A 26,380-nucleotide genomic window follows, 5' to 3' on the forward strand; every position below is an offset into this window, starting at 1 on the left:
TTGATGGGTGCCGCTGCAGGCCTTCTTCGGCCCGGCAGTGGCGCGCCGGGTGAAGTCCGAGGCCGGATTCACGCTACGCCTGGGCTCGCAACGTTGGCAAGGGCACGGCGGGGTTATACCGGCGGTCGGACACCGCCGGGATGGCGACTGCTCGCGCGGAGGAAAGCACTTCTCCCTGCGATGAGATGGCATCCGCTTTGGTGCGTAGTCCGGAAGCTGGTGGCAGGCTCGGACAAAAAAAACGCCGCCCGGAGGCGGCGTTCTCACGACTTGTAGCGGTAAGCGGTAAAGCGTTGGCCAGGCTTACTGCGGCTGGACGAAGCCGATCTTCTGCATGTCGGCGTTCTTCGCCCGTGCCAGCACCTTGGCGAGGATGCCGTAATCGGCATCCGGGTTCACATCGATTTCGAGCAACGGCTGGTTGGTCGGATCCTTCGCGACCTCGTTGATCATCTGCTGCTGCAGCACGCGGATGTCGACCGGCGAATCGTTCCAGAAGATCACACCACTGGCGTCGATGCGCAGCCGGATCGGCGGCGGCGGCGTCTTGGTCTGCGGCGGCTGGTTCAACGAACGCTGCGGCAGGTTGACGTCGATCGGGTAGGACAGGATCGGCGCGGTGACCATGAAGATGATCAGCAGCACCAGCATCACGTCGACGAGCGGCGTGACGTTGATGTCGGCCATGGGACCGCCGCCGGAACCACTTGCAAATGCCATGTCTGTTTCTCCGGTTACGGTTACTGCTGGCCCGAGCGATCCTTGATCGCCACGAAGCCCACCTTGCGCATGCCCTGGCTCTGTGCGATCTGCACGACTTCCTGCACGAGCTTGTACTTGGCGGTCTTGTCGCCGCGCACGTTGACCTGCGGCTGCGGGGTCTTCTGCGCTTCCACCGAGAAGCGGCTTTCGATCACGCCCTTGGTCACCGGCTCGTCGTTCCAGTACAGGGCGCCGCTTTCCTCCACCGCGATGGTGATCGGGGTGACGTGCGGGCCCTTGTCTTCTTCACGATGCAGGAGGTTCGCTTCCGGAAGCTCGACCTTGACCTTATGGGTCATCAGCGGTGCGGTGATCATGAAGATGATGAGCAGCACCAGCATCACGTCGACGAGCGGCGTGACGTTGATTTCGGCCATCGGGCGACCGGCACCACTATCAGAACTGAAAGCCATGTTCGAACTCCGGAGCGACTACTGACAGACGACGTGCGATCAGCGCTTGCCGACTTCGCCGACGCGCGCGCCGGTAGCGAAGAAGTCGTGCAGGTCGTGGGCGAACGTGTCGAACTTGTTGTTCGTCACGCGGTTGAGGCGGGTGAAGAAGTTGTAAGCCAGCACCGCCGGGATCGCGACGAACAGACCGATCGCGGTCATGATCAGCGCTTCACCGACCGGACCGGCGACGGCGTCAATCGAGGCGTTGCCCGAAGCACCGATGCGGATCAGCGCGCCGTAGATGCCCCACACGGTACCGAGCAGGCCGACGAACGGCGCGGTCGAACCGACGGTGGCGAGCACGGTCAGGCCGGACTCGAGGCGCGAGGATTCGCGGGTCACGCCCTGGCGCAGGGCGCGGTCAACGAACTCGGAGCGGTTCAGCGACTCGACCAGGCGCGAACCCTCGTGGCGCTGGTGGTGAGCGGCGGCCTGGGCAGCGTCCAGGGCGATCTTGGAGAACGGTTCGAAGCGCGGCTGTTCTTCCATGAAGCGGATCGCGTCCTGGGCGTTCGGGGTTTCCCAGAACGTGCTGATCACGCGGTCCGAAGTGCCCTTCAGGCGCATGTTCTTGATGAAGTTGGTGACGATCCAGTAGATCGAGAGCACCGACATCAGCGTGAGGGTGATGAGCACGGCCCAGGAAACGGCGTAATGGCCCGGGGTGCTGATCATTTCCTGAAGCAGATTGCCGAAGCCCATCTGCGACAGAGCGGCGGCGTTGGAGCCTCCGGTTTGTGCCGCAGCGGCGGCGGTGGTTTCCTGCAACATGACGCTTACCTTTTAGTCGTGGAAGGTGGAATTGCTAATTACAACAGTGCTCCCCGGCACGCAGGCCGGGGCTTGAAACTTAGAGATTGAAGACAACCGGGACGCGCACGGTGCTGGGCACCGGATTGCCGTTTTCCTTGGCGGGGTTGAAGCGCCACTTCTTCTTGCGCGGTGCGTCCTGGGCGGCACGATCAAGGTCGCGGTTGCGGCTGGACTTCTCGACCCGGACGTTGACGACGTTGCCCTGTGCGTCGATGTCGACCAGCAACACCACCGTGCCGGTGACGCCGGCGCGGACTGCGGCGGCCGGGTAGTCCGGCGGATTCATGCGCTGCGACGACGGATCGATCGAGCCGGCGATGGTCTCGGACGGACGCGGCGGCGCCGGCGGCGACGGCGGGACCGGCGGAAGATCGACCGGGCTCGGGTCTTCGACTTCGATCGGCGGCTGTTCCGGCGGCGGCGGCAACGGAGTCGGCTGCGGCGGCGACAGCTGGCGAACCGGCTGCGGCTTGGGCTCTTCCGGCGGCGGCGGCGGCGGCGGCGGCGGCGGCGGTGGTGGACGCACGATGTTCACGATCGTGGTCTCCTCCTTGGCCTTCTCGCTCGGCGGTGCGGCCAGCGGAGCCAGCAACAGCAACAGGGCGCCGACGTGGACTGCCAGCGCCATGCTGATGCCGGTAATGCGCGCCCAGTTAAGGCCTTCGCGATCGTCGTCGTGGATATGTGTTTCGAGGGCTTGCGTCATGCGCCGTAGCTCGGGAAGTTTTTTCCGGACGCCAGGGCGCCGCGGGCGATATTCGATTCCAGCGGTCGCGCAGGCGAGACCGCAGGAACCTCCTAGCATATACCAGTTAGAGGCTTGGCTTCCAAGCACGAACCGGCGTTTTTGTGGGGTGAAGCCTTATTTTGACGGCAATGCCAGAATCTTCTTGGCGTCATCAGGCTTCTTGAGGCCTTTTGCGATGGCCTGTTTCGCGGCTTCCTTCGCTTCGGGAACACGTTCTTCCTGCCACAACAGGCGAGCGAGGTTCAGGTAGGTCTCGCCGTCGTCATCCAGCGGCGCGGCCTTCTTGTAGGCATCGATCGCCGGGCCGGGCTGCTCGGAGAAGTAATAGGACTGCGCAAGCGCGAGATAGACCTGGTGGTCGGGCTTGAGCACGCCCTTGTCGAGGCCTTCCTTGATTACCGCCGCCGCTTCCTTCTCCTTGCCCTCCAGGTTGAGGTAGGTGGCATACAGCTGGCGGTAGTCGCGATCCTCGGTGAGCTGTCCAGCAGCGCGCAGCTTTTCGAGGACGACGGCGGCCTTGTCGTACTTGTCCGACTGCAGGTAGACGGCGACGAGGTTCATCTGTGCGCGCTTGTCGGTCGGATTCTTGGCCGCAACCTTTTCCGCCATCGCAATGGCCTGGTCGCCCTGGCCGCTCTCGGCGTACGCCGCCATCAGGAGCTGCTGCCAGTCGGCGCGCGGCTCGGGACTGGCATCGATCGCCTGCTTGAGGACTGCGGCAGCCTCCGGATATTTCTCCAGACGATAGAGGGCGTTGCCCTTTACGACGAGGTGCTCCGGATTCTGGCTCTTGGTTTCACCGAGGAAGCGATCGATCGTCACCAGGCCTTCCTGGTACTTGTCTTCCTGCAACTGGAGCTGCGCCTTCATCAGCATCACGTTGTAATGGCTGTTGTTGTCGAGGGCATCGAAGCCGAGCGCCTTGTCCAGATAGGCGATGGCACTCGCGGTGTCGTCGCCTTCATACGCGATCTGCGCCGCGATCTGCGCTGCGAAGGCGTGGTCGTAGGCATTGAACGCGCTGTTGTTGATGATCTCGTCGGCGAGGGCGCGCGCTTCGGCGGCCTTGTCGTCGTCGTACAGCTTCATCATCTTCTGCAGCTTCGGGCCGGCCTTCGATGACGCCTTGATGCCGGGTTCTTTGCGCGTGGCATTCGGATAGCTGTCGGCCTTCTTCTCTTCCTTGCCGCCCTTCGCGGCTTCGCGCTCCTGGCGACGCTGTTGCGCGCGCTCGGCGGCGCTCTGCGCATGGACCGGCGAGAAGGCACCGACCGTCAGAACTACTGCGATGGCGGCCGCCAGGACAGTGCGATGGGAAGAGATGGAATTCATTGCTGTCACCTTTGTTGCGCCCGTGTCGGTGTGAAGGCGGGCCAGGGGGCCGTCACGCTATCAGAAACGGCCGTGCCGGCGATATGGGGTTGCATGTGCGGCAAGTGTCGTGTTTAGCCACACTTTGGCGTATGGCCAGCGGCGCGCGCCTGTTGATAGACGGGCACGAGGCTTGCGGCACGGCTGCTGAGTTCCTGGATGCGGTTCTCCGGATTGGGGTGCGTCGACAACCATTCGGGCGGACGACTGCTGCTCGCGGCAATCATGTTCTCCCACAGGTTCACCGCCTGGCGCGGGTCGAAGCCGGCACGGGCCATCAATTGCTGGCCGACAACATCGGCTTCACTTTCCTGCGTGCGCGAATTCGGCAACAGGAAGCCGGCCTGCGCGGCAATGCTTCCGCCTTGCGTCACGGCGTTCGCCACGCCTTCGCCGTAACGCGAGCCGGCAAGCGCACCGAGTACCTGCAAGGCACCCTGCGTACCCATCTGCCGCGTGATGCGTTCGTTGTGATGGCGCGAATAGACGTGACCGACTTCGTGCGCGACCACCGCAGCGAGTTGATCCTGGTTTTTCGCCACGCTGAAGATGCCGGTGTTGACGCCGACCTTGCCGCCCGGCAGCGCGAACGCGTTGGGGGAACTATCGACGAACACTGCGGTTTCCCAGCCCACGTTCTGCCATTCCGCCGGAAGCTGTTGCACGACCTGTTGCACGACACAGCGCACGTACGCGTTCTGCCGGCTGTCGGTGCTCTGCGGCGTCTTCGCCTTGGCTTCGGCGAATGCCTGCGCACCCAGTTGCGCGAGTTGCTCATCGGACACGGCGCCGACCACCTGTTTGCGGCCGGTGGGCGAGGTAGTAGTAGCGCAACCGGCAAGTAGCGTAGTGACCGCGGCGACAAGTAGCAGGCGCTTCATCGTCGAATTCCTGAATGGGTTAAACGCGTTGTAGACCCGCAGGTATTAACGGTTCGTCAATGTTTCGAGTGCGGCGACGCGAGCCGCCGCACCCGGACGAACCGGCGTTACACGTCGAGGTTCGCGACCTTCAACGCGTTCTCTTCGATGAAGTCGCGGCGCGGCTCCACCACGTCGCCCATCAGCGTCGAGAAGATCTGATCCGCGGCCACGGCGTCTTCGATCCGCACCTGCAGCAGGCGGCGTGTTTCCGGATTGACGGTGGTGTCCCACAGCTGCTCGGGGTTCATTTCACCCAGGCCCTTGAAGCGCTGGATCTGACGACCCTTCTTGGCTTCCTCGAGCAACCACGCCTGCGCTTCGGCGAAGCTGAGGATCGGTTGTTCGCGGTTACCGCGCACGATCTTCGCGCCGTCGCGCACGAGGCCGTGCAGCAGCGCGGCCGCATCACGCACCGCGCGCAGTTCGCCCCCCTCGAACGCGGCCATCGGCAGCACTTGCGTATGGTCGACCCCCATGTGCGTGCGATGCACGAGCAGGGCGGCCTGGCGAACGTCGGTAGCCGGATGAAGTTCGAGGCGGTAACGCGGCTTGCCGAGACCGGTACGGTTTAGGCGCGACTGCAGCGCGTCGAGCTCAGAACGCTCGTCGGTGTTGCTCGCGAGCGTGGCGGCGTCGAGCGGAGTGAAGTCGATCAGCGACTCGAGCACGATCGGATCGTAGCGATGTGCGTTGCGCGCAATGGCTTCGCGCGCGCCTGCATACGCCAGCAGCAGTTTTTCCAGCGCTTCGCCGGTGATCGGTGGCTCGCCATCGGCGGGAATCAGCGATGCACCTTCGACCGCGTTACCGGCGAGATACGCATCGAGTGCCGCATCGTCCTTCAGGTACAGCTCGGTCTTGCCCTGCTTGATCTTGTACAACGGCGGCAGGCCGATGTAGATGTGGCCGCGCTCAAGCAGTTCCGGCATCTGGCGGTAGAAGAACGTCAGCAGCAGCGTGCGGATGTGCGAGCCGTCGACGTCGGCGTCGGTCATCAGGATGATGCGGTGATAGCGCAGCTTGTCCGGGTTGTATTCGTCCTTGCCGATACCGGTGCCCAGCGCAGTGATCAGCGTGCCGACTTCCGCCGATGCGAGCATGCGATCGAAGCGCGCGCGTTCGACGTTCAGGATCTTGCCCTTGAGCGGAAGGATCGCCTGGGTCTTGCGGTTGCGCCCCTGCTTGGCCGAGCCGCCCGCCGAGTCACCCTCGACGATGAACAGTTCGGAGAGCGCCGGATCCTTCTCCTGGCAGTCGGCGAGCTTGCCGGGCAGGCCGGCGATGTCGAGCGCGCCCTTGCGGCGGGTAAGGTCACGGGCCTTGCGAGCGGCCTCGCGGGCGCGGGCGGCGTCGACGATCTTGCCCGCGATAGCGCGGGCTTCATTGGGGTGTTCCTGGAGGAACTCCTCCAAACGTGCGCCGAACGTGCTTTCAACTACCGGCCTCACCTCGGAACTGACCAGTTTTTCCTTGGTCTGCGAGGAAAAGCTCGGGTCCGGCACCTTCACCGAGAGCACGGCAATCATGCCTTCGCGCATGTCATCGCCCGAGAGGGTGATCTTCGCCTGCTTGGCGATGCCGTTCTGCTCGATGTAGTTCGACAGGGTGCGCGTGAGGGCGGCACGGAAGCCGATCAGGTGGGTGCCGCCGTCCTTCTGCGGGATGTTGTTGGTGAAGCAGAACATCGTTTCCTGGTAGGCGTCGGTCCATTGCAGGGCGACGTCCACGGTGATGCCATTCATCTCACCAGAGACCGAGATTACGTTCGGATGCAGCGGCGTCTTGAGTTGCGCCAGGTGTTCGACGAAGGAGCGGATGCCGCCTTCGTACTGGAAGATGTCGCGCTTGCCTTCGCCGCGCTCGTCGACAAGGCTGATCTTGACGCCCGAGTTCAGGAACGACAGTTCGCGCAGGCGCTTGGCCAGGATGTCGTAATGGAATTCGACGTCGGTGAAAATTTCCACCGAAGGCTTGAAGCGGAGCAGGGTGCCGCGCTTGTTCGAATCTTCCAGCTTCTTGAGCGGGTATAGCGGCTCGCCGAGTGCGTATTCCTGCTTGTAATGGCCGCCGTCGCGCCAGATCTCCAGCCACAGATGTTCGGACAGTGCGTTGACGACCGACACGCCGACGCCGTGCAGGCCGCCGGAAACCTTGTAGCTGTTGTCGTCGAACTTGCCGCCGGCGTGCAGCACGGTGAGGATCACCTCGGCCGCCGATACGCCTTCTTCCTTGTGGATGTCGACCGGGATGCCGCGACCGTTGTCGCTGACCGAGCAGGAGCCGTCTTCGTGCAGGGTCACGATCACTTCATCGGCATGGCCGGCCAGGGCCTCGTCGATGGAGTTGTCCACGACCTCGAAGACCATGTGATGCAGACCGGTGCCGTCATGCACGTCGCCGATGTACATGCCCGGGCGCTTGCGCACGGCTTCCAGGCCACGGAGCACCGTGATCTTGCTGGAGTCGTAGGTCTGGGTCGGGGCGACGGGGGAGGAGTCGTTCGAAGGATCGTGTTCGATCGAATTCATGGGTGCAGCAGGCTCCTGCGGCGCATCCGCCGGGGCCCTGGAAACGGGTCGGAAAGCGCGCCGAGATTCATTGATTTACGTGCGTGAAGTATAGCGGCCGCGGGTCTGGAGCGGGCGTTTCAGGCGCTGTTTGCCTGTGCGCGGACGGGCAGAGGTTCAGCCCGCTGTCGGCTTAAACGACGGGAAACACCGCTGCGTGTTCCACGTGGAACTTGTGCACCGATGCGCCCACGGCTTCGAGCCCAGCGGGCGGTTCGGTGCCGGTGACGAACACCTGTGCCCCGCAGGCCAACAGGTGCTTCAGGACGCGCTGCTGGTGGTTGCGATCGAGCTCCGACGCCAGGTCGTCCAGCGCCACGACCGGCCATTCGCCCTGTTCCGCGGCGTGGTGCTCGGCCTGCGCCAGCAGCACCGCCAGGGCGACCAGCTTGGCCTGGCCCCGCGACAGCGCTTCGCGGCCAGGCACGGCGGAAAACCCGAGCGACCAGTCGGCTCGATGCGGGCCGACCGAAGTGTGGCCGACCAGCAGGTCGCGTTCGCGAGCCACCAGCAGGGCGTCCTGCAGCGGCAGGTCGTCCCGTCGCCAGCCCGGCAGGTAGCGGAGTTCGCCCGCGCCCAAGGTTGGGGCCAATGAACCGGCCAGCCGGGCGTAGTGGGGTTGCACGGCGTCCAGGTACTGCTGGCGCTGCCGGGTCATGGTCTCGCCAGCATCGGACAGCTCGGCATCCCAGGCATCCAGTTGCGAATCGCGAGCTTTCGACTTCAGCAGGGCATTTCGTTGCCGGAGCGCGCGGCTGTAGCGCCGCCACAGAGGCAGGAACTCAGGTTCCACGTGGAACAAGCCCCAGTCCAGAAATCGCCGCCGCGGCTCGCCGCCGCCACTGATCAGGGCGTGGCTGCCCGGATCGAAGCTGACCACAGCAAGCGCAGCGCACAGATCACCGAGATGGCTCACCGCGGCGCCATCGAGGCGCCCTGTCCATTCCTGCCCGTTGTGCCGCAATCCGGCCTTGCGCGAGCGGGCGTAGGCGTGGGCCGCATCGGCCACGCCGCCGGTGCCGGTACGTAGCCGCTGCCTCCCTTCTTCCACCCATTCCACGAATATTTCCAGAGCAGTCGCGCCAGTCTGGACCAGTCCGTCCCGGACCCGGCCGCGAAAGCTGCGGCCGTAAGCCATCAGGTGCAACGCCTCAAGCACACTGGTCTTGCCGGCACCGTTCTCGCCGGTGATCAGGTTGAGGCCCGGGCCCGGCGCCAGGCTCGTCTCGCTAAAGCGGCGGAGGTGGCGAATGTCGAGGCGGGTGACGTGCATGGCAGCCATTGTAGGAGTGCGGCCGCGGGGTCCGGCCAAAACCAAAACGCCCGGCGAGGGCCGGGCGTTCGGTGTTCCACGTGAAACCTCTCTTCAGAGCCGCAAGGGCATGACCACGTGGCGGCATCGCTCGTTGGAGGCTTCGCGCACTAACGCCGAGGAGTTCGCATCGCGAAGCGCGACCACCACGTTCTCGTCGCGCAGCGCGCTCAGGGCATCCAGCAGGTAGTTCACGTTGAAGCCGACGGCGAGATCCGACACGCGGGTATCGGCCTCGACTTCTTCCTGCGCCTCTTCCTGCTCGGGATTGTGCGCGCTGATCTTGAGCTGGCCGGGCGAGACCTCGATGCGTACGCCGCGGTACTTCTCGTTCGACAGGATTGCGGCGCGTTGCAGGGAGGCGCGCAACACCTCGCGGTCGATCCGTACTTCCTTGTCCGCGCCGATCGGGATCACCGCCTCGTAGTCGGGGAAGCGGCCATCGATGAGCTTGCTGGTGAAGGTGACGTCGTCGCGCTTCACGCGCAGGTGGCTGCGGCCCATTTCCAGCTCGACCTCGCGCTCGCCGCCTTCCAGCAGGCGCTGCAGCTCGGTCACACCCTTGCGCGGCACGATGATCTGGCGCTTGGTGCTGGCGCCGCTGTCCAGTGGGGCTTCGCACAGGGCCAGGCGGTGGCCGTCGGTGGCCACGCACCGCAGCGAACTTTCGCGCAGGTCGAAGAGCAGGCCGTTGAGGTAATAGCGCACGTCTTGCTGGGCCATCGCGAACGCCGTGCGCTCGATCAGTTCCTTGAGGGCTGCCTCAGGCACGCGGACGCGCTCGGTGGCTTCGACTTCGTCGATGGAAGGGAAATCGTTCGCCGGCAGCGAAGCCAGGGTGAAGCGGGAGCGTCCCGCCTGCACCGTGATCTTCTCGGCCGCCTGCGACACGGTGACCTTGGAGCCATCAGGCAGCGCGCGCACGATCTCGAACAGCTTGCGCGCCGGGATCGTGGTCTCGCCGTCCTGCGCGTCATCGACCCCGATGCGCGAGACCATCTCGACTTCCAGGTCCGTGCCGGTCAGCGAGAGCTGGCCGCTCTTCACCTGGACCAGCAGGTTGGCGAGGACCGGCAGGGTCTGCCGACGCTCAACGACATTGACGACTTGCGCCAATGGCTTCAGGAACACTTCGCGTTGCAGGCTGAAACGCATTCGGTGCCGCTCCCCAGAACCAATACAAAAGTAGTGAATAAATCAAAAGCATGGTGATGATGGAGGCGCCATAATCGGCTGAAAACCATATCAAGCCATTGATTTACAAGAATAAATTACTCGTGAAACCCTTGTGAAAACCCGCGGCGAGCTGGGGCACAAGCTGTGGACAACTCTGGTCGCGACCCGGCGGATGCGACTTGTACACAGGTTGCGCTCAGCCCGTGCCCAGTCCGTTGTGGACAAGCGGCGTAATCCACTGCTTATCCACCGACTGGAGCGACGCGCAAAGCCTTGTCCGTTCGCGGCGACGAGCACTTGCCCACACACGCTGGCGCCGCGCAGGTGTGAACGATACCGCGCCGCGGGCGCGCGCGCATTGGGAACGGAAAATATTGCGGCCCATCGCGTCCACCGACACAAGGGGTGCGGGTTGCCGGTCGCCTTTGGGTCGGCAGCGATCGCCAATGGCATGCGTGCCTGCCGGCAAGAAGCGCTGTCGTCGGAATGGTGGGCCAGATACTGCAACGCCACGCCTGTGCAGACGCACGAAGGAGCCAGCAGCGGGGGGCTGGCGGCCTTACTCGCTGAGCTTGCGGATCAGCTTGTCCCAGTCTTCGCGCAGCTTGCCGTCGGCATCCATCAGGGTGCGGATCTGGCGGCAGGCGTGCAGGACGGTGGTGTGGTCGCGGCCGGCGAAGGCGTCGCCGATTTCCGGCAGCGAGTGCTCGGTCAGTTCCTTCGCCAATGCCATCGCGACCTGGCGCGGGCGCGCCAGCGAACGCGTGCGGCGCTTGCTCAACAGATCCTTGATCTGCAGCCCGTAGTAATCGGCCACGACCTTCTGGATGTTGGGGATGCCGATCGCCTGCTGCTGTGCGCGCAACAGATCGCGCAGCGTCTCCTGCGCGAATTCGGTGGTGATGGCGCGACCGGTGAAGTTCGCGCGTGCGGCGAGCGTGTTGAGCGCGCCTTCCAGGTCGCGCACGTTGCTGCGCATCTTCTTGGCGAGCAGGAACGCGACGTCCTCGGGAATGTGCGCGCCACGTTCGCGTGCCTTGCTCAGCACGATCTGCGCACGTGTCTCGAAGTCGGGCGGATCGATCGCGACCGACAGGCCCCAGCCCAGGCGCGATTTCAGCCGCGGCTCCAGGCCGTCGACTTCGCGCGGGAAGCGGTCGCAGGTCAGGATGATCTGCTGCTTGCCGTCGATCAGCGCGTTGAAGGTATGGAAGAACTCTTCCTGCGTGCGGTCCTTGCCGGCGAAGAACTGGATGTCGTCGATCAGCAGCGCGTCGACCTGCTGGAACTGGCGCTTGAACGCAGCCATGCCGTTGGTCTTGTCCTGCAACGCCTTCATTAGCGAGGCGAGGAACTGCTCGCTGCGCAGGTACAGCACGCGCATGTTCGGATTGGCCGCGCGCATCGCGTTGCCGGCGGCGAACATCAGATGGGTCTTGCCCAGGCCGGTGCCGCCGTAGAGCAACAGCGGGTTGTGGGCGCGATCGCCGGGACGGGCGGCGGCCTGTAGCGCGGCGGCACGACCGAGCTGATTGCTGCGGCCTTCGACGAAGTTGTCGAAGGTGTAGTGCGCGTCGAGGTTGCCTTCGAAGGGTTCGCTGCGCGCCGCCACGGCGCCGCCACGGACCGGAATCATCTCGTTGGCGGCGATCGGTGCGGACGCACGGGGCAGGGCACCGATTTCCAGCTGCACCTCGGCGCTGCCGGCAAAGTAGCTCAGCAGTTCGCGGATGCGGCCCAGATAGCGCTCGCGGACGTGCTCGACCACGAAGGCATTGGGCGCGTACAGCACGGTGACATCGTCGCGACGCGTGGCCTGCAGGGGCTTGAGCCAGGTGTGGACGTCCTCGACCGGGAATTCGGCTTCGAGGCGTTCGAGACAGCGGGGCCAGGCTTCCATCGGGTTCGGGACTGCTCGCAAACGGTGGCCGCGGCTGGGCTGCGGCGAAAAAGAGGCTCAACGCGATGCGGGAGATCGCGCCGGGCAAAGGTCAGGAGGCGGCCAGACTATCACCGCGCCCCGGCAGGGAACAGGACTTGTCCACAGGCTGCCTGAGGTGTTTACGACGGTCCCGGAGGCGCCTTTTGCCGCATGAAGCCGCCGCCGGAGCGCCGCGCCCGCAACGCGTACTACGCGGCGCCTTGCTTCGGGCCGACGCCCCCGCTAGAATCCGCGGTCTTTTCCGCCGTTTACGCCGAGCCGACCATGGCCACCAAGCGCACTTACCAGCCCAGCAACCTCAAGCGCAAGCGCGACCACGGCTTCCGTGCCCGCATGGCGACCGCCGATGGCCGCAAGATTCTTGCCCGTCGTCGCGCCAAGGGCCGCAAGCGTCTTTGCGCCTAAGCGCAGACGGCTGCCCCCGGCAACCGCCGGACTAGTCTTCTCCGGCTTGCCCTTGGCCGCCCTCTCCGCAGCGGCGGCCGCATGAGCACTGTGAACTCCCGCTTCCCGCGCACTGCGCGGGTACGCGCGCGCGCGGATTTCGATCGCATCTTCGAACACGGCCGCCGCCAGGCGACGCCGCGGCTGGCCGTGCATTGGCACGCGAGCGACGTACCGGCGCGCTTGGGCCTTGCCGTTTCGCGCAAGGTCGACCCCAACGCCGTCGGGCGCAACCGCATCAAGCGCGCACTGCGCGAAGTGTTCCGTCACCACCGGCTGCAACTCGCGACCGGCGATTACGTGGTGGTCGCGCGGCCTTCCGCGCGCGATGCAACCCGCGAACAACTCGAGCGCCACTTCCTCGACGTACTGCGCCGGCTCGATGCATTGCCGGTGGCCGCGTTGCCGCTGACATCCTTGCCCGGCACAATGCCCGCCGCGCCGGAATCCGCCGCTTTTCCCGATGGGCTTGCGTCGACCGAGCCCGGCCCCACCTCCCTCTGACTGTGCCGACCATCCACGTCGGCCGAGCCTGCCTGCCCACATGAACCAGACCCGCCTTTTCCTGATTTTCGCCTGGCTGATGGTGGCGACCCTGCTATGGATGGAGTGGGGCAAGGAGAAGGCCGCGCCGGCGGCGCCTGCTGCAGTTGCCGAAAGCAGCAATGCGGTTGCGCCGACAGCAGGCGCGGTGCCGGGCGTGCCGACAGGAGTACCCACCGGCGCAGTGCCCAGTGCACCCGCCACGGCCACGACGCCAACGACCAGTGCGGCGCCGGCACAGGCGGCCGCGGTCACCGTCACCACCGACGTACTGCGCGTCGTGCTCGACGGCGGCGAACTGCGCCAGGCCGACCTTCTCAAGTACCCGAGCGAGGCCGATGCGAACAGCCCGCCGGTGCGGCTGTTTGCCGACGACGCGGCGCACTTTTTCGTCGCGCAGAGTGGCTGGGTCAGCAACAGCGGCACCGCGCCGAGCCATCAGGGCGCGTTCGTGCCGGCCGATGGCGGTCGCGACTTCAAGCTTGGCGGCGACGCCCGCGAGATCGTCGTTCCTTTCGTTTGGAGCGGCGCGAATGGGATGACCATCCACCGCAACTACGTCTTCCAGCGCGGCAGCTATGTCGTGCAGGTGCGCGACCAGGTGGCCAATGCCGGCAACGCGCCATGGCAGGGGTATGTCTACCGGCAGCTGATCCGCGTGCCGCGCGCGTTGTCGCGCAAGGGCCCGATGAGCGCGGAGAGCTACAGCTTCCAGGGCGCCGCGTGGTTCAGTCCGACCGACAAGTACGAAAAGTGCAAGTACGACAAATTCGCCGACGACTGCGATCTCAACAAGCAGGTCAACGGCGGCTGGATCGGGATGTTGCAGCACCACTTCTTCGCCGCCTGGATTCCGGGCGCGAACGACACCAGCACGTTCTCGCTCGCCACGCCATCGGCGAACGGCACGCCGCAGTACCTGATCCGCGAAGTCGGCCCCGGCGTCAACGTCGCGCCGGGTGCACAGGCGGAAACTTCGGCGCGCCTTTGGGTCGGGCCGAAGCTGGTGAAGCAGATCGAAGCGCAGAACGTTCCGGGTCTCGACCGTGCCGTGGACTTCTCGTCCTACGGCTGGGCGGCAACGCTCGCGGGCTGGCTGTTCTGGGTGCTCGAGAAGCTCCACAACCTGCTCGGCAACTGGGGTTGGGCGATCGTCGGCCTCGTGGTGATCATCAAGGCGCTGATGTATCCGCTGTCGGCGGCGCAGTACCGCTCGATGGCAAAGATGCGCAGGTTCCAGCCGCGCATCAAGCAACTGCAGGAGCGCTACGGCGACGACAAGCAGAAGCTGCAGATGGCGATGATGGAGCTGTACAAGAAGGAAAAGATCAATCCGGTCGGCGGCTGTTTCCCGATCCTGCTGCAGATGCCGGTGTTCCTGTGCCTGTACTGGATGCTTTCCGAATCGGTCGAGCTGCGCCACGCGCCGTGGATCGCGTGGATCGCCGACCTCACCGCGCGCGATCCGTATTTCATCCTGCCGGCGATCAACCTCGGCGTGATGTGGCTGACGCAGAAGCTCGCGCCGCAGGCTCCGGGCATGGACCCGATGCAGCAGAAGATGATGCAGTTCATGCCGCTGGTGTTCGGCGTGCTGTTCGCCTTCATGCCGGCCGGCCTGGTGCTGTACTGGATCACCAACGGCAGCCTCGGCCTGCTGCAGCAGTGGTGGATGACCAAGCGCTATGCGGAGGAGCCGGCGAGGGCGACCGCCTGATCCGGAGCTCCCACGAAGCCCGCCGCGAAGGCGGGCTTCGGCGTTTTGGGGATGAAGGAATTCCCCTGGCCTGCACCGCGCGCACGACCGATCTCCGGTCACGGCCCATCGTGTGCACGGCGCACGCCACGTTTGCTTCTGCCACCATGACCGCCATGTCTCCGCAACGCGAAACCATCGCCGCGATCGCCACCGCGCCGGGTGCCGGCGGCGTCGGCATCGTGCGCCTGTCCGGTGCGCGCGCGCGCGCGATCGCCGAAGTCGTCACCGGCATCCCGCTGACGCCACGCCACGCGCACTACGCGCGCTTCGCCACGGCGGAAGGCGAGACGCTAGACGACGGCATCGCGCTCTACTTCAAGTCACCGGCGAGCTACACCGGCGAAGATATCGTCGAGCTGCAGTCGCACGGCAGCCCGGTCGTGCTCGAACAACTGGTGCAGCGCTGCGTCGAACTCGGCGCGCGGCGCGCACGGCCGGGTGAATTTAGCGAACGCGCCTTCCTCAACGGAAAGCTCGATCTGGCCCAGGCCGAAGCCGTCGCCGACCTGATTGCCGCCGCCGATGCGAATGCCGCACGCGCTGCGCGCCGCGCGCTCGAAGGCGAATTCTCGCGTCGCGTCGAAGCACTCGCCGCGGACGTGCTTGCGATCCGTGTACACGTCGAAGCCGCGATCGACTTCGCCGACGAACCGATCGACACACTCGGCGGCGCACAACTGCGTGCGCGTTTCGCCGCCGCCGTGCAATCGCTGGACGAACTGCTGCGCGCCGCCGAACGTGGCCGCCGCCTGCGTGATGGACTGCACGCGGTGATCGTCGGGCCACCCAATGCCGGCAAGAGTTCGCTGCTCAACGCGCTGGCAGGCAGCGACCGCGCCATCGTCACCGACATCGCCGGCACCACCCGCGACCTGCTGCACGAAGTCGTGCGCATCGATGGCGTCGAACTCACGCTGGTCGACACCGCCGGCCTGCGCGAAGGCGGCGATGTGATCGAACGCGAAGGCATGCGCCGCGCACACGATGAACTCGCGCGCGCCGATCTCGCCATCGTTGTCCTCGACGCACGCGATGTCGAAGCCGGACGCGAGGCGGTGACCGACGCGATCGCCGGTGTGCCGCGACAACTATGGATCCACAACAAGTCCGACCTGCTGCCCGCCGCGGCACCGCTCGATACCGGCGAGCATCTTCGCGTTTCCGCGCGAACCGGCACGGGCCTCGAAGCACTGCACGCCCGCCTGCGCGTCCTCGCGCAAGGTGAAGGCGAAGCCGGCGAGGGCGCGTTCACCGCACGCGCCCGCCACGTCGATGCCCTGCGTCAGGCGCAGGCCGAACTGGCGATCGCGCGCGAGCAGCTCGACCACGACGCGCTCGACCTCGCCGCCGAATCGCTCCGCCATGCCCACGACGCGCTCGGCGAGATCACCGGCCACGTGCGCGCGGATGACCTTCTGGGTCACATCTTTTCGAGCTTCTGCATCGGAAAGTGACACTGCGTCGCAAAACTCCGGCGCGTTCACGGCCGTTGCAAAGCTGAACCCACTTCACGCTTGACAAAGGCCGCGGCGCGGGCGTCACTTGCATGGCGCGCACTCGATCGCCGCGCTCCAGGGGACCCTAAAACCATGATTTCCAACAGCTTCCAGGCCCGGTCCGTGCGCCGGCCCGCCACACTTCAATTCATTGCCGTGCTCACCGCCGGTCTCGTGCTTGCCGCCTGCGGCAAGGACCAGCCCGCCGAGCAGGCCGCCGCACCCGCCACGGCCACCACGGCACCGGCGCCGACGCCGGCTACCGCGGTGTCCTCGCAGGTGGCGGCCATGACCGCCGACCAGCTGCGCGACGCCGCAAGCAAGGCGTACGCGGAAAACCGCCTGTACGCACCCGCCGGCGACAACGCGGTCGAGTACTACCTCGCCTTGCGCGACAAGTCGCCTGCCGATGCGGCCGTGGCCAGCGCGCTGACCGACCTGTTGCCAATGACGGTCATCGCCATCGAGCAGAGCGTCAATCGCGACGACTTCAGCGAAGCCAAGCGCCTGTCCGCCCTGCTTGAAAAGGCCGACGGCCAGCATCCGGCGCTCGCCCGCCTCAAGGCCAGCATCGCCGCGCAGGAAGCCACTGCCGCGCAGCGCGCCCAGGCGCTGACCGCCGAGGAAGAGGCCCAGCGCCAGAAGGAGGTCGAGGCCAAGCGCCTGGCCGACCAGAAGAAGCAACAGGAAGACGCCGCGAAGAAGCTCGCCGCACAGCAGGCCAACGTGGACAAGGCCGCTGCGGACAAGGCGGCCGCGGACAAGGCGGCCGCGGACAAGGCCGCTGCCGACCGCCAGGCGTCCGAACGCGCCGCCGCCGATCGCCGCGCCGCCGAACAGCGCAACACCGCGACCGCCGCTGCCGCGCCGAGCGCGTCTGACTTGCGTCCGATCTCGATGCCGGCACCGAAGTTCCCGGCCGAAGCCCTGCGCGCCGGTACCTCCGGTTCGGTCCTGGTCGAATACACCGTCGGCACCGACGGCACGGTGACCGCCGCTCGCGTCGTGAAGGCCACCCCGGCCCGTGTCTTCGATCGCGAAGCGGTGAATGCCGTGCGCAAGTGGCGCTTCCAGCCGGTGTCCGCACCGATCACGACGCGCCGCGAAATCAGCTTCAACCCGCAGGGGTGAGCGCCCGCGCCAGTCGTCGCCCTATCGGCGGCGACTGCGGGCGCGAACGCCCGGCCATGGATGGCCGGGCAGGAGTTTCCGAAGCCATTGAAGTTGCGCCATGGATGGCGGCGTTCTCATCAAACGGAGCAGCGCTTGGCCAAACGAATGGCGCTGATCAAGCAAACAAAAAAGCCCCGCAAGTGCGGGGCTTTTTCATTCCAGTTGCAGCTTTGCACCACCTCACCCCGAAATCGCCAACCGCTCCTGGTGATAGCGCTGCACCGCCGCGAACCACAATACCGCCGCCAAGCCAAAGCCCGCGGCGAGGTACACGCCCCACACCTGCATCGGAATCGCTTCGGCGCGGATCACCTTGAGCAGCAGCTGGTTCTGCGCGAGGAACGGCACCGCGTACTGCCACAGCTGCTCCTTGAGCGGATTCACCATCAACATGATCGAGGGCACCATCGGTAGCAGCATCAGCCACATCATGTGGCTCTGCGCTTCCTTCATGCTCTTTGCGGTGGCTGACAGGAAGGTCAGCAGCGACGTGCCGATGAACAGCATCGGCAGCAGTACCAGCAGCATCTTGCCCATCGCCATGAAGCCGACGTCGATGGCTTGCCCGGACCCACCTGCGAACTGCGCACTGAGCTTGAACGCAAGCAGCGTCAGCAGCAGCGAGGCGATGCCCATCGTGCAGGCCGCGGCGATCTTGCCACTGACGATCGAGCTGCGCGCCGAAGGCGTGGCGAGCAACGGCTCGAGCGACTGGCGCTCACGTTCGCCGGCGGTCGCGTCCATGATCAGGTAGGCGCCACCGAGGAACGAGGTCAGGATCAGCAAATACGGCAACAGTGCCGCCGCGAACGCACCGCGCTTGGCTTCGGCCGAAGCGAGGTCGCGATTGCCAATCGCCAGCGGCTTGGTGATGCCCGGATCGATGCCGCGTGCGAGCAGGCGCAAGACACCGACCTGGTCGCGATAGCCCTCCAGCGCCGAACGCAAGCGCGCCATCGGAATGTCCGCCGCGCGGCGCGTGCTGTCGGCGACGATCTCGATCTTCGCCGCATTGCCTTCGCGCCAGTGCCTGTCGAAATCGGTATCGATGCTCAGCGCGACGTCGACGTCCTGGCGCGCGATCGCCGCTTCCAGATCCTTCGGGGGCGGCACCGCCTTGATCCCGCGCGTGGCGAGGAAGGCGACGAGGTTCGGCGCGCGCTCGGCGCCGATCACCGGCACTTCGAGCACCTTTTCGAGTTCGGTCTTCGCGCGGTTCTCGCCGAGCTTGCCGATGCCGAGCATCAGCACCGGATACAACAACGGGCCGAGCAGCAGCGCGAGCAACAGCGTGCGGCGATCGCGTGAGATGTCGCGCAGTTCCTTGCGCATCACCGCGAACAATGTCGGCATGAAACCGGACCGGGAAGCGAAGGTGCTCATGCGTGCAGGCCCTCCTCGGAGCCGATGGCCTTGACGAAGGCGTCTTCGAGGTTCGATTCGCCGGTCTGCGCCCGCAGTTCGTCGGCGGTGCCCGATGCGACCACGCGGCCCTTGGCGATGATCACGATGCGGTCACACAGCGCGGCGACCTCCTGCATGATGTGGCTGGAGAAGATCACGCAGCGTCCTTCGCTCCTGAGCTGTTGCAGGAAGCCGCGCATCGCGCGCGTGGTCATCACGTCGAGTCCGTTGGTGGGCTCGTCGAGGATCACGTTCTTCGGATCGTGCACGAGCGCGCGCGCAATCGCGGTCTTGGTGCGCTGGCCCTGCGAGAAGCCCTCGGTCTGGCGGTCGAGGATGTCGTCCATGTCGAGCGCCGCCGACAGCAGTTGCGTGCGGCGCGCGATGTCGGCCTTCGACATGCCATGCAGTTCGCCGAAGTAGGCGATGTTCTCGCGCGCGGTCAGGCGCTTGTAGACGCCGCGCGCATCGGGCAGCACCCCGAGTGCGCGACGCACCGCTTCGGGTTCGCGCGCCGCATCGAGCCCATCGATGGTGATGGTGCCGCGTTCGGGCTTCATCAGCGTGTACAGCATGCGCAGCGTCGTGGTCTTGCCGGCGCCGTTCGGGCCGAGCAGCCCGGTGATTTCGCCATCGCGCGCGGCGAAGCTGACGCCATCGACGGCATTGACGATGCCGGCACGCGTCCTGAAACTCTTGTGCAACTCATTTGCAGTGATCATCTGAGCATTCCCTGTGTAAGCGCGCGGCGCTTATGGCTCCCAGCCATTGAATGAAGTGAACGGCGGCACGTAGCTGAGGCTGTCGAGGCATTTCGCATCGAGCGCCTTCGCATCGGTGGTCTCGAAGAAGCGGCCAAGCAGTTTCGGCATGCAGCCCAGGCCCATGCCGCCGTGGCCCTGACCGCGCAACACGAGATGGCGTGCGTTGCGCAGGTTCCGGACCACTTCGTCGCCATACACGGGCGGCGTGACCGGATCGAGCTCGCCGGAGATCACCAGCGTCGGCAGGTCGCCCTTGAACGGCGCGGTGAAATCCACGGCGGCCTTGCCGCGCGGCCATTGCGAACACGCGGCGAAGAACATGCGCGCCAGGTCCGGCCCGAGCACGGTGCCGGCGTCGGCGGGATTGGGCTGGTAACGCGGCGCGTCTTCGGCACAGACGACGGACCACTGCATGCCACGGTTCAGCTGGTCGCCCGTCTGGCTGCCCCAGAACTTCGCGATCGCCATCAGCGATTCATAACGACCCTGCTCGGCCTCGCTCACCACCAGCGGCAGCAGCGACGCCAGTTGCGGCGCGTACGACACGCCATGCACCAGGCCCGTCAGCGTGTCGGCCGTCAGCGTGTCCTGCCGTGGCGCATTGGTGCCGGGATCGCGGTAACTCACGCGGACGGGGGCAACCGCGAGGCGCGCCTTCAACGTCTTGAGGCGGGTGATGAGATCACCCGTCGTCGCGAAGCGTGCCTTGCACGCAGGCAATGCCGCGCACTGCGCGTCCTGCTTGCGCAACGCCTCGTCGAGGCGCGGGGCGAATTCGCCGCCGACCACCAGCCGGTTTGGCGCGACACCATCGAGCACCACGCTGCGCGTGTGCTGCGGATAGTGCATGGCATATTGCTGCGCCACGCGCGTGCCGTAGGAACCGCCGATCACGTTGATCTTCGTCGCACCCAATGCCGCGCGCACGGCATCGAGGTCGGCGATCGCATCGCCCGTGGTGTAGAAACGCGGATCGGCGCGGCCTTCGAGCGACTTCAGGCACTGGCCGACATACGCCGAAAACGCGGCTTGTTCGAACTCGGCGGTTTCATCGAGTTTCAGCGGTTGTCCCTTGGCGTCGCGGCAATCGAGCGGATTCGACTTGCCTGTGCCGCGCTGGTCGACCAGCACGATGTCACGCTGCTTGCGCGCCTCGTCCAGGGCTGCATCGATGACGGCGGCATAGTCCGTGGCTGCCTGGCCGGGACCGCCGGCGAGGAAGAAGATCGGATCCGCCGTGCCACCGCTCTTGTTGTCGGCGGGCAGCCACGCGATGTTCAACGCGATCTTGCGTCCTTGCGGATGGGCGTGGTCTTCGGGCACGGAAAAACGCGTGCACTGCGCCCCGACCGCGGGCAAACCCTGTTCGCTGGTGAGCACGCAGGGAGCGAAGGCGATGCGGCCGAAGATGCGTTGGCCGGATTCGCCACTCGCCTTGGCCGGATGCGTCGCGACTTCGACGTTCTCCGGCGCGTGCCACTGGCGATAGCCGAGGAGCGCCAGCACGGCGAGTACGGCGATACCTATTCGAAGCTTGCTGCTGGGTGACATCGTGCGGATTCCTTCGTGTGCGATGTGGGGTGATGAAGCGGATGGCGCCGGTCAGTCAGCATCCGGCAGGAAGATGGATTCGATCGGTTCGCCGAACAGATGCGCGATGCGGAACGCGAGCGGCAGGCTCGGGTCGTACTTGCTGGTTTCCAGCGCGTTGATCGTCTGTCGCGAGACGTCCAGCTGTTCGGCGAGCTGGCCCTGCGACCAGCCGCGTTCCTCCCGCAGTTCGCGCAGGCGATTGTTCACGCGTAACGCCGGTGCAGCACCGCGCGCACCAGCGCGTAGCCGCCGAACAGCAGGACTCCGAGCCCGGCGAGTGCCTGCTTGGCGGGCAGTTCAAGCAGGCCGGCGTCCAGCAGGAAGAGGCCGGCCAGGAGCCCTAGCATGGTGATGCCGGCCGACCAGGCCAGCGCGCCCAGTTCTATGCGCCGCTCAAGTTCGTCGCAGTCCCGCAGGAAGCGCAGGTACAACGCGAACATCCACGCCATGACCAGCGCCGGCAGGACCGCGAATGCGCCACGCAGCGCCACGGGCGCGCCCGCCTCGCGACTGATCCATTCGTGCGCCACCGCCGTGGCCGCGAACACCACGCACGGCAACATGCTGATCCGGTAATAGCGTCGAAGCGCGGGGCTGAGGCTTTGCCAGTACTGCGTCAGCACGGGAATTTCCTGTCAAGTTCGCTTGACAGGAAGATAGGGGCCAAAAACCGGGGTGTCAAGCACCCTTTACACAAGACTTCGTCATCGTCATGCATCACCGGGCAGGCGCAACGCCCTCGGCGCCCGCGGGCTACTTGCTGCTGACGTATTTCTCGCGGCGGATCTGCGGTACTGGCAGGCCGTAGCCCTTCAGCGACTCGAAGCAGGCATCGACCATGTTCGGATTGCCGCACAGGTACGCGATGTCGTGCGCCGCATCCGGGGCGAATTCGGCCAGGAACTGCTGCACGTAGCCGTGGCGCACGTCCGCGTGCGCCTGCGGCGAATCCGGCGCAGGCAGTTCGCGCGAAAGGCACGGCACGAACCGGAAGTTGTCCGGATGCTTCTCGGCGAAGGCGCGGAACTCGTCGCCATACAGCAGCTCGCCGGGATTGCGCGCGCCGAACAGCAGCACCACCTTCACCCCGCGCTGGCGGATCTGCGTTTCCAGCTGCGGCAGCATCGCGCGGTACGGCGTGACACCGGTGCCGGTACCGATCAGCAGGTAGCGCTTGTTGCTGTCGGACGGCATCAGGCAGAAGCGGCCGAAAGGACCGCTCGCGTCGATCGCGCCGCCTTCGTCCAGGCCTTCGAACAGCGCCGTCGCTGCGCCACCGGCCACGTAGCTCACCGCGATCTCCACGCCTTCGCCCGGACCCAGCGCGTGGTCGTGGATCGTCGCCAGCGAATACGAGCGCTTGGTGGGCGTGCCGTCGGCGTAGTGGAAGTGCACCTGGATGAATTGCCCGGGGATGAAATCCAGCGGCTGCCCGTCATCACGCACGAAGGTGTAGTGGCCGACCGTGGGCGCCAGCATGCGACGGGAAACGAGCTTGAGCGGGAAATGCTGGATGGCCACGTACTGACTCTGCGGAATGGCAAATGCCGGTTGGATGGAACACAGCGTGGCCAAGGGCTCGCCGCCGGGCCGCCTATACTACCGGCAGCGAACGCCCGAGGCGTTCGCCCCCTTCAAGCCGACGCCGCGCCACGCGCGGCACAAGGCACGAAACAGGCGTGCTTTCACCCGAATGCCCATGAATGAAACCCTCGCGGTTAGCACCGCACCCGCGCTGTCCGTCCGCGACCTGCGCAAGACCTACGACAACAAGGTGGAAGCGCTCAAGGGCGTTTCCCTCGACGTGCGCGAAGGCGATTTCTTCGCCCTGCTCGGGCCCAATGGCGCGGGCAAGTCGACGCTGATCGGCATCGTCAGCTCGCTGGTGAACCTCACCTCGGGCTCGGTGTCGATCTTCGGCACCGACCTGCAGGGCAACCGCGACGCCGCGATGCGGCTGATCGGCCTGGTGCCGCAGGAACTCAACTTCAACATGTTCGAGAAGCCGCTCGACATCCTGGTGAACTACGCCGGGTTCTTCGGCGTGCCGCGCGAGCAGGCGCTGCAGCGCGCAGAGGAAGAGCTCAAGCGCGCGCAGTTGTGGGAGAAGGCGCAAATGATGAGCCGCACGCTCTCGGGCGGCATGAAGCGGCGACTGATGATCGCGCGCGCGATGATGACGCGGCCGCGCCTGCTGATCCTCGACGAGCCGACCGCGGGCGTCGACATCGAGATCCGCCGTGGCATGTGGAAGACGCTGAAGGACATCAACACCGCCGGCACCACGATCATCCTCACCACGCACTACCTCGAGGAAGCCGAGAGCCTGTGCCGCAACCTCGCGATCATCGACAAGGGCCGCATCGTCGAACAGGGACCGATGAAGGCGCTGCTGGCCAAACTCGACGTCGAAGGCTTTTTGTTCGACATCGATGGCCAGCTGCCGCCGTCGCTGCCCGCGATCGCCGGCACCACGATGGTCGCGACCGACGACCACACCCTTGATGTCGAGATGCCGCGCGCGATGGACCTCAACCGCGTCTTCGCCGCGCTGAACGATGCCGGCATCCGCGTGCGTTCGATGCGCACCAAGAGCAATCGCCTGGAGGAACTGTTCGTGCGCCTGACCAGCGAGAACCTGGACAAGAGCCCGCCGGTCAACGGCGTGCAGGTGCAGCCGGAGCAGTCCGCATGAGCGCCGTGAACCCGAGCGGCGAAATCACCGCCGCCCAGCGCAACCTCACCGCCTACGGCACGATCGTGCGCCGCGAACTGACGCGCATCCTGCGCATCTGGGGCCAGACCCTGGTGCCGCCGGCGATCACGATGACGCTGTACTTCATGATCTTCGGCGGACTGATCGGCCGCCAGGTCGGCGCGATGGACGGCATCCGCTACATGGATTTCATCGTCCCCGGACTGGTGATGATGAGCGTGATCCAGAACAGCTACGGCAACATCTCATCGAGCTTCTTCGGCGCGAAGTTCGGCCGCCATGTCGAAGAGCTGCTGGTCAGCCCGATGCCGAACTGGGTGATCCTCGCCGGCTACGTCACCGGCGCGGTGGTGCGCGGGCTGATGGTCGGCACGATCGTGCTCGCCATCGCGATGCTGTTCTCGCGCGTCAACATGCCGCATCCGCTGGTGACCCTGACGACGGTGCTGCTGGGCGCGACGATCTTCTCGCTCGCCGGCTTCGTCAACGCGGTGTACGCGAAGAAGTTCGACGACATCGCGATCGTTCCCACTTTCATCCTCACTCCGCTGACCTATCTGGGTGGCGTGTTCTATTCGGTGAAACTGCTGCCCGCATGGGCCGAGGCCGCGACGCATTTCAATCCGGTCTTCTACATGGTCAACGCGTTCCGCTACGGCCTGCTCGGTACCAGCGACGTGTCGATGTGGACCGCGTACTCGCTGATGCTGGCCTTCATCGTTGGCCTGAGTGCGCTGGCGTTGTGGCTGCTCAAGCGTGGGGTTGGACTGCGCAGCTGAGTACGGCGTGCCGTTCGGCATAGTGCCGAACTACACGAGAGCGCGGCCCAGCCGCTCGCGACAATGCTCCTGCCGGTTGCCCGTGCTCGCGGGCAGCCATCCCCCGCACAGGAGCGACAACATGAGCAAGAAATCGATCGCCGCGGCAGGCCTGGTCCTGTCGTTATCCGTCTTCGCGCCACTGCAGGCCGCCACCTCCCGAGACAACGCGGCAAAGACCCTCGAGGAAGTCACCGCGCAACCGGGCGTGCGCCACGTGGTCAAGGTCAATTGCGACAACGCCGCGTGGCCCACGCGCGGACAGGTCGCGCTGCATGCACGCACGGCCTCGAAGGAGGACGCCGAATCGCTGCGGCGGCAGATACGCGCGTCCGGGCGCGCAACCTGCGACAACGGCTACACGCATGCACTGGTGGTGTTCAAGGCGGTGCCCGGCGATGTCGCGGTCGCCGCACCGGCCTGCAGCACCACACGCGAAGGCTGACGCGCGCAGCACTGCCTGCGCTGCATTCCCGGAGCGAACTTCTTGCGGACGCTACCGCCGGTTGCGAGACTGGCGGCGAGGGCGTGGGGACGCCCAACTCCGGGGAATCAATGAAGCTGAAATGGATGCTGCTCGGCCTGCTGGCCGTGGCGATGGGCGCGCACGCACAAGGCGCGCCGGAACAGGACGAACAGGCACAGGAGAAAGCCGCGCGGGCGGTCGTCGCGGGCTTCCAGTGGCGCGATGGCGCGGTCGGCGTCGACGAGGCGAAGGCACGCTTCAACCTCAACGAGAACTTCCGTTATCTCGGCGCCGCCGATGCGCGCAAGGTGCTCGAGGACCTGTGGGGCAATCCCCCCGACGACAGCGTGCTGGGGATGATTGTGCCCAAGGGCCGTGGCGTGCTCGACGACAGCGGCTGGGCGGTGGTCGTCACGTACTCGGACGAAGGCTACGTGTCCGATGAGGACGCCGCGAAGATCGATTACGACGACATGCTCAAGGAGATGCAGGACGCCGACAAGGAAGACAACGAGGCGCGCAAGGAGGCCGGCTATCCGGCGCTGCACCTGGTCGGCTGGGCGGAGCCGCCGCACTACGACGCCGCCAGCAAGAAGCTGTACTGGGCGAAGGAGCTCAAGGGCGAAGGCTCCGAACACAGCACCGTGAACTACGACATCCGCGTGCTCGGGCGCCGCGGCTATCTCAGTCTCAATGCAGTCGCGCGCATGAACGAGCTGCCCGAAGTGAAGACCGGCATGCAGCAGCTGCTGCCGATGGTCGAATTCGACGCCGGCTCGCGTTACGCGGACTACGACAAGGGCACCGACAAGGTCGCGGCCTACGGCCTGGCCGCGCTGATCGGTGGCGGCATCGCGGCGAAGGCGGGACTGTTCGCCAAGCTCGGCGCATTGCTGCTGGGGTTGAAGAAGCTGCTGATCCCGCTGGTGCTGCTGGGCGGAGCGTTCTTCAAGAAGATTCTCGGGCTGTTCTCGCGCAGGAAGGACGGCGGTGGCGTGGTGAGCTGACGCGACTTCGTTGCATTTCGCGACAAACGGCCCGCACGTGCGGGCCGTTTGCTTTTTCCAATCGCGCCAGCGATGCGGACGGCCGCCGTGATCCCTGCGAAGACGGGATCCACGGACTTTGGTTCTTG

25 protein-coding genes are annotated in these 26,380 nt (G+C 65.7%); 9 read left to right on the forward strand and 16 right to left on the reverse strand.

The window, feature by feature from the left end; translation table 11 throughout:
• Positions 1–303: 303 nt before the first annotated feature.
• From ASD14_RS14545 to dnaA, 10 genes are all read right to left on the reverse strand, one after another.
• Positions 304–720, reverse strand: a complete 417-nt coding sequence (locus tag ASD14_RS14545; protein WP_056135486.1) for a biopolymer transporter ExbD — start codon at positions 718–720, stop codon at positions 304–306.
• A 20-nt stretch (positions 721–740) separates the two neighbouring features.
• A complete protein-coding gene (locus tag ASD14_RS14550; RefSeq protein ID WP_056135488.1) occupies positions 741–1,175 on the reverse strand; it encodes a biopolymer transporter ExbD in 435 nt (144 codons plus the stop codon).
• Positions 1,176–1,214: 39 nt separating this feature from the next.
• Positions 1,215–1,988 carry a MotA/TolQ/ExbB proton channel family protein gene (locus ASD14_RS14555; RefSeq protein WP_056135490.1) on the reverse strand — a complete coding sequence of 258 codons (774 nt, stop codon included), beginning with the start codon at positions 1,986–1,988 and terminating at the stop codon, positions 1,215–1,217.
• Between the two features lie 79 nt (positions 1,989–2,067).
• Complete coding sequence (locus ASD14_RS14560; RefSeq protein WP_056135494.1) at positions 2,068–2,736, reverse strand: energy transducer TonB; 669 nt, start codon at positions 2,734–2,736, stop codon at positions 2,068–2,070.
• 156 nt (positions 2,737–2,892) lie between these two features.
• Positions 2,893–4,110, reverse strand: coding sequence for a tetratricopeptide repeat protein (locus ASD14_RS14565; protein ID WP_056135497.1), 1,218 nt, complete (start codon positions 4,108–4,110; stop codon positions 2,893–2,895).
• Between the two features lie 113 nt (positions 4,111–4,223).
• Complete coding sequence (locus ASD14_RS14570; protein ID WP_056135499.1) at positions 4,224–5,030, reverse strand: M48 family metallopeptidase; 807 nt, start codon at positions 5,028–5,030, stop codon at positions 4,224–4,226.
• A gap of 107 nt (positions 5,031–5,137) precedes the next feature.
• Positions 5,138–7,600, reverse strand: coding sequence for a DNA topoisomerase (ATP-hydrolyzing) subunit B (gene gyrB / locus ASD14_RS14575; protein WP_056135503.1), 2,463 nt, complete (start codon positions 7,598–7,600; stop codon positions 5,138–5,140).
• 172 nt (positions 7,601–7,772) lie between these two features.
• Entirely contained in the window at positions 7,773–8,912 is a 1,140-nt protein-coding gene (recF, locus tag ASD14_RS14580) for a DNA replication/repair protein RecF (RefSeq protein ID WP_056135867.1), read from the reverse strand.
• A 93-nt stretch (positions 8,913–9,005) separates the two neighbouring features.
• Positions 9,006–10,106, reverse strand: coding sequence for a DNA polymerase III subunit beta (gene dnaN / locus ASD14_RS14585; RefSeq protein ID WP_056135506.1), 1,101 nt, complete (start codon positions 10,104–10,106; stop codon positions 9,006–9,008).
• Positions 10,107–10,686: 580 nt separating this feature from the next.
• On the reverse strand, positions 10,687–12,027 hold the full coding sequence (dnaA, locus tag ASD14_RS14590) for a chromosomal replication initiator protein DnaA (protein WP_056135509.1): 1,341 nt from the start codon (positions 12,025–12,027) through the stop codon (positions 10,687–10,689).
• A gap of 306 nt (positions 12,028–12,333) precedes the next feature.
• Between dnaA and rpmH the strand changes: the two genes are divergently transcribed.
• The 5 genes from rpmH (at position 12,334) to ASD14_RS14615 (ending at position 17,442) form a co-directional block, all read left to right on the forward strand.
• Positions 12,334–12,474, forward strand: a complete 141-nt coding sequence (gene rpmH, locus ASD14_RS14595) for a 50S ribosomal protein L34 (protein WP_031374044.1) — start codon at positions 12,334–12,336, stop codon at positions 12,472–12,474.
• An 81-nt stretch (positions 12,475–12,555) separates the two neighbouring features.
• The gene (rnpA, locus tag ASD14_RS14600) at positions 12,556–13,017 is read left to right on the forward strand and encodes a ribonuclease P protein component (RefSeq protein ID WP_056135512.1); all 462 of its coding nucleotides are present in this window, start codon (positions 12,556–12,558) and stop codon (positions 13,015–13,017) included.
• Positions 13,018–13,057: 40 nt separating this feature from the next.
• On the forward strand, positions 13,058–14,773 hold the full coding sequence (yidC, locus tag ASD14_RS14605; protein ID WP_056135515.1) for a membrane protein insertase YidC: 1,716 nt from the start codon (positions 13,058–13,060) through the stop codon (positions 14,771–14,773).
• 155 nt (positions 14,774–14,928) lie between these two features.
• Positions 14,929–16,269, forward strand: coding sequence for a tRNA uridine-5-carboxymethylaminomethyl(34) synthesis GTPase MnmE (gene mnmE / locus ASD14_RS14610; RefSeq protein ID WP_056135869.1), 1,341 nt, complete (start codon positions 14,929–14,931; stop codon positions 16,267–16,269).
• 135 nt (positions 16,270–16,404) lie between these two features.
• Positions 16,405–17,442 carry an energy transducer TonB gene (locus ASD14_RS14615; protein WP_157475447.1) on the forward strand — a complete coding sequence of 346 codons (1,038 nt, stop codon included), beginning with the start codon at positions 16,405–16,407 and terminating at the stop codon, positions 17,440–17,442.
• A 222-nt stretch (positions 17,443–17,664) separates the two neighbouring features.
• On the opposite strand, the gene ASD14_RS14620 is transcribed toward ASD14_RS14615, so the two are convergent.
• The 6 genes from ASD14_RS14620 to ASD14_RS14645 form a co-directional block, all read right to left on the reverse strand.
• Positions 17,665–18,867, reverse strand: coding sequence for an ABC transporter permease (locus tag ASD14_RS14620; RefSeq protein ID WP_056135518.1), 1,203 nt, complete (start codon positions 18,865–18,867; stop codon positions 17,665–17,667).
• Positions 18,864–19,610 carry an ATP-binding cassette domain-containing protein gene (locus ASD14_RS14625; RefSeq protein ID WP_056135521.1) on the reverse strand — a complete coding sequence of 249 codons (747 nt, stop codon included), beginning with the start codon at positions 19,608–19,610 and terminating at the stop codon, positions 18,864–18,866. The genes ASD14_RS14620 and ASD14_RS14625 overlap by 4 nt, the downstream gene beginning before the upstream one ends.
• 30 nt (positions 19,611–19,640) lie before the next feature.
• Entirely contained in the window at positions 19,641–21,203 is a 1,563-nt protein-coding gene (locus ASD14_RS14630) for an alpha/beta hydrolase (RefSeq protein WP_056135523.1), read from the reverse strand.
• A 51-nt stretch (positions 21,204–21,254) separates the two neighbouring features.
• On the reverse strand, positions 21,255–21,452 hold the full coding sequence (locus ASD14_RS14635; RefSeq protein ID WP_056135526.1) for a helix-turn-helix transcriptional regulator: 198 nt from the start codon (positions 21,450–21,452) through the stop codon (positions 21,255–21,257).
• Positions 21,449–21,868 (reverse strand): hypothetical protein, encoded by a 420-nt coding sequence (locus ASD14_RS14640; protein ID WP_056135529.1) that lies wholly within the window; start codon positions 21,866–21,868, stop codon positions 21,449–21,451. Before ASD14_RS14640 ends, ASD14_RS14635 begins: the two co-directional genes overlap by 4 nt.
• Positions 21,869–21,998: 130 nt before the next feature.
• The gene (locus tag ASD14_RS14645; protein WP_255355044.1) at positions 21,999–22,802 is read right to left on the reverse strand and encodes a ferredoxin--NADP reductase; all 804 of its coding nucleotides are present in this window, start codon (positions 22,800–22,802) and stop codon (positions 21,999–22,001) included.
• Positions 22,803–22,944: 142 nt separating this feature from the next.
• Between ASD14_RS14645 and ASD14_RS14650 the strand changes: the two genes are divergently transcribed.
• The 4 genes from ASD14_RS14650 to ASD14_RS14665 all read left to right on the forward strand — a co-directional run bounded on the left by ASD14_RS14650 (position 22,945) and on the right by ASD14_RS14665 (position 26,252).
• Positions 22,945–23,940, forward strand: a complete 996-nt coding sequence (locus ASD14_RS14650) for an ABC transporter ATP-binding protein (RefSeq protein WP_056135534.1) — start codon at positions 22,945–22,947, stop codon at positions 23,938–23,940.
• The gene (locus ASD14_RS14655; RefSeq protein ID WP_056135537.1) at positions 23,937–24,740 is read left to right on the forward strand and encodes an ABC transporter permease; all 804 of its coding nucleotides are present in this window, start codon (positions 23,937–23,939) and stop codon (positions 24,738–24,740) included. The genes ASD14_RS14650 and ASD14_RS14655 overlap by 4 nt, the downstream gene beginning before the upstream one ends.
• A 121-nt stretch (positions 24,741–24,861) precedes the next feature.
• Positions 24,862–25,224, forward strand: coding sequence for a hypothetical protein (locus ASD14_RS14660; protein ID WP_056135540.1), 363 nt, complete (start codon positions 24,862–24,864; stop codon positions 25,222–25,224).
• A 152-nt stretch (positions 25,225–25,376) separates the two neighbouring features.
• Complete coding sequence (locus ASD14_RS14665) at positions 25,377–26,252, forward strand: DUF2167 domain-containing protein (protein WP_235565425.1); 876 nt, start codon at positions 25,377–25,379, stop codon at positions 26,250–26,252.
• The last annotated feature ends 128 nt before the right edge of the window (positions 26,253–26,380 follow it).

The organism is Lysobacter sp. Root494 (genome assembly GCF_001427225.1).
In the GTDB taxonomy this organism is placed as follows: Bacteria; Pseudomonadota; Gammaproteobacteria; order Xanthomonadales; family Xanthomonadaceae; genus Agrilutibacter.

Excerpts from the sequence above, each read along its gene's own strand:
- ASD14_RS14545 (WP_056135486.1), bottom strand. The coding sequence starts at position 720 with ATGGCATTTGCAAGTGGTTCCGGCGGCGGTCCCATGGCCGACATCAAC.
- ASD14_RS14550 (WP_056135488.1), bottom strand. The coding sequence starts at position 1,175 with ATGGCTTTCAGTTCTGATAGTGGTGCCGGTCGCCCGATGGCCGAAATC.
- ASD14_RS14555 (WP_056135490.1), bottom strand. The coding sequence starts at position 1,988 with ATGTTGCAGGAAACCACCGCCGCCGCTGCGGCACAAACCGGAGGCTCC.
- ASD14_RS14560 (WP_056135494.1), bottom strand. The coding sequence starts at position 2,736 with ATGACGCAAGCCCTCGAAACACATATCCACGACGACGATCGCGAAGGC.
- ASD14_RS14565 (WP_056135497.1), bottom strand. The coding sequence starts at position 4,110 with ATGAATTCCATCTCTTCCCATCGCACTGTCCTGGCGGCCGCCATCGCA.
- ASD14_RS14570 (WP_056135499.1), bottom strand. The coding sequence starts at position 5,030 with ATGAAGCGCCTGCTACTTGTCGCCGCGGTCACTACGCTACTTGCCGGT.
- gyrB (WP_056135503.1), bottom strand. The coding sequence starts at position 7,600 with ATGAATTCGATCGAACACGATCCTTCGAACGACTCCTCCCCCGTCGCC.
- recF (WP_056135867.1), bottom strand. The coding sequence starts at position 8,912 with ATGCACGTCACCCGCCTCGACATTCGCCACCTCCGCCGCTTTAGCGAG.
- dnaN (WP_056135506.1), bottom strand. The coding sequence starts at position 10,106 with ATGCGTTTCAGCCTGCAACGCGAAGTGTTCCTGAAGCCATTGGCGCAA.
- dnaA (WP_056135509.1), bottom strand. The coding sequence starts at position 12,027 with ATGGAAGCCTGGCCCCGCTGTCTCGAACGCCTCGAAGCCGAATTCCCG.
- rpmH (WP_031374044.1), top strand. The coding sequence starts at position 12,334 with ATGGCCACCAAGCGCACTTACCAGCCCAGCAACCTCAAGCGCAAGCGC.
- rnpA (WP_056135512.1), top strand. The coding sequence starts at position 12,556 with ATGAGCACTGTGAACTCCCGCTTCCCGCGCACTGCGCGGGTACGCGCG.
- yidC (WP_056135515.1), top strand. The coding sequence starts at position 13,058 with ATGAACCAGACCCGCCTTTTCCTGATTTTCGCCTGGCTGATGGTGGCG.
- mnmE (WP_056135869.1), top strand. The coding sequence starts at position 14,929 with ATGTCTCCGCAACGCGAAACCATCGCCGCGATCGCCACCGCGCCGGGT.
- ASD14_RS14615 (WP_157475447.1), top strand. The coding sequence starts at position 16,405 with ATGATTTCCAACAGCTTCCAGGCCCGGTCCGTGCGCCGGCCCGCCACA.
- ASD14_RS14620 (WP_056135518.1), bottom strand. The coding sequence starts at position 18,867 with ATGAGCACCTTCGCTTCCCGGTCCGGTTTCATGCCGACATTGTTCGCG.
- ASD14_RS14625 (WP_056135521.1), bottom strand. The coding sequence starts at position 19,610 with ATGATCACTGCAAATGAGTTGCACAAGAGTTTCAGGACGCGTGCCGGC.
- ASD14_RS14630 (WP_056135523.1), bottom strand. The coding sequence starts at position 21,203 with ATGTCACCCAGCAGCAAGCTTCGAATAGGTATCGCCGTACTCGCCGTG.
- ASD14_RS14650 (WP_056135534.1), top strand. The coding sequence starts at position 22,945 with ATGAATGAAACCCTCGCGGTTAGCACCGCACCCGCGCTGTCCGTCCGC.
- ASD14_RS14655 (WP_056135537.1), top strand. The coding sequence starts at position 23,937 with ATGAGCGCCGTGAACCCGAGCGGCGAAATCACCGCCGCCCAGCGCAAC.
- ASD14_RS14660 (WP_056135540.1), top strand. The coding sequence starts at position 24,862 with ATGAGCAAGAAATCGATCGCCGCGGCAGGCCTGGTCCTGTCGTTATCC.
- ASD14_RS14665 (WP_235565425.1), top strand. The coding sequence starts at position 25,377 with ATGGGCGCGCACGCACAAGGCGCGCCGGAACAGGACGAACAGGCACAG.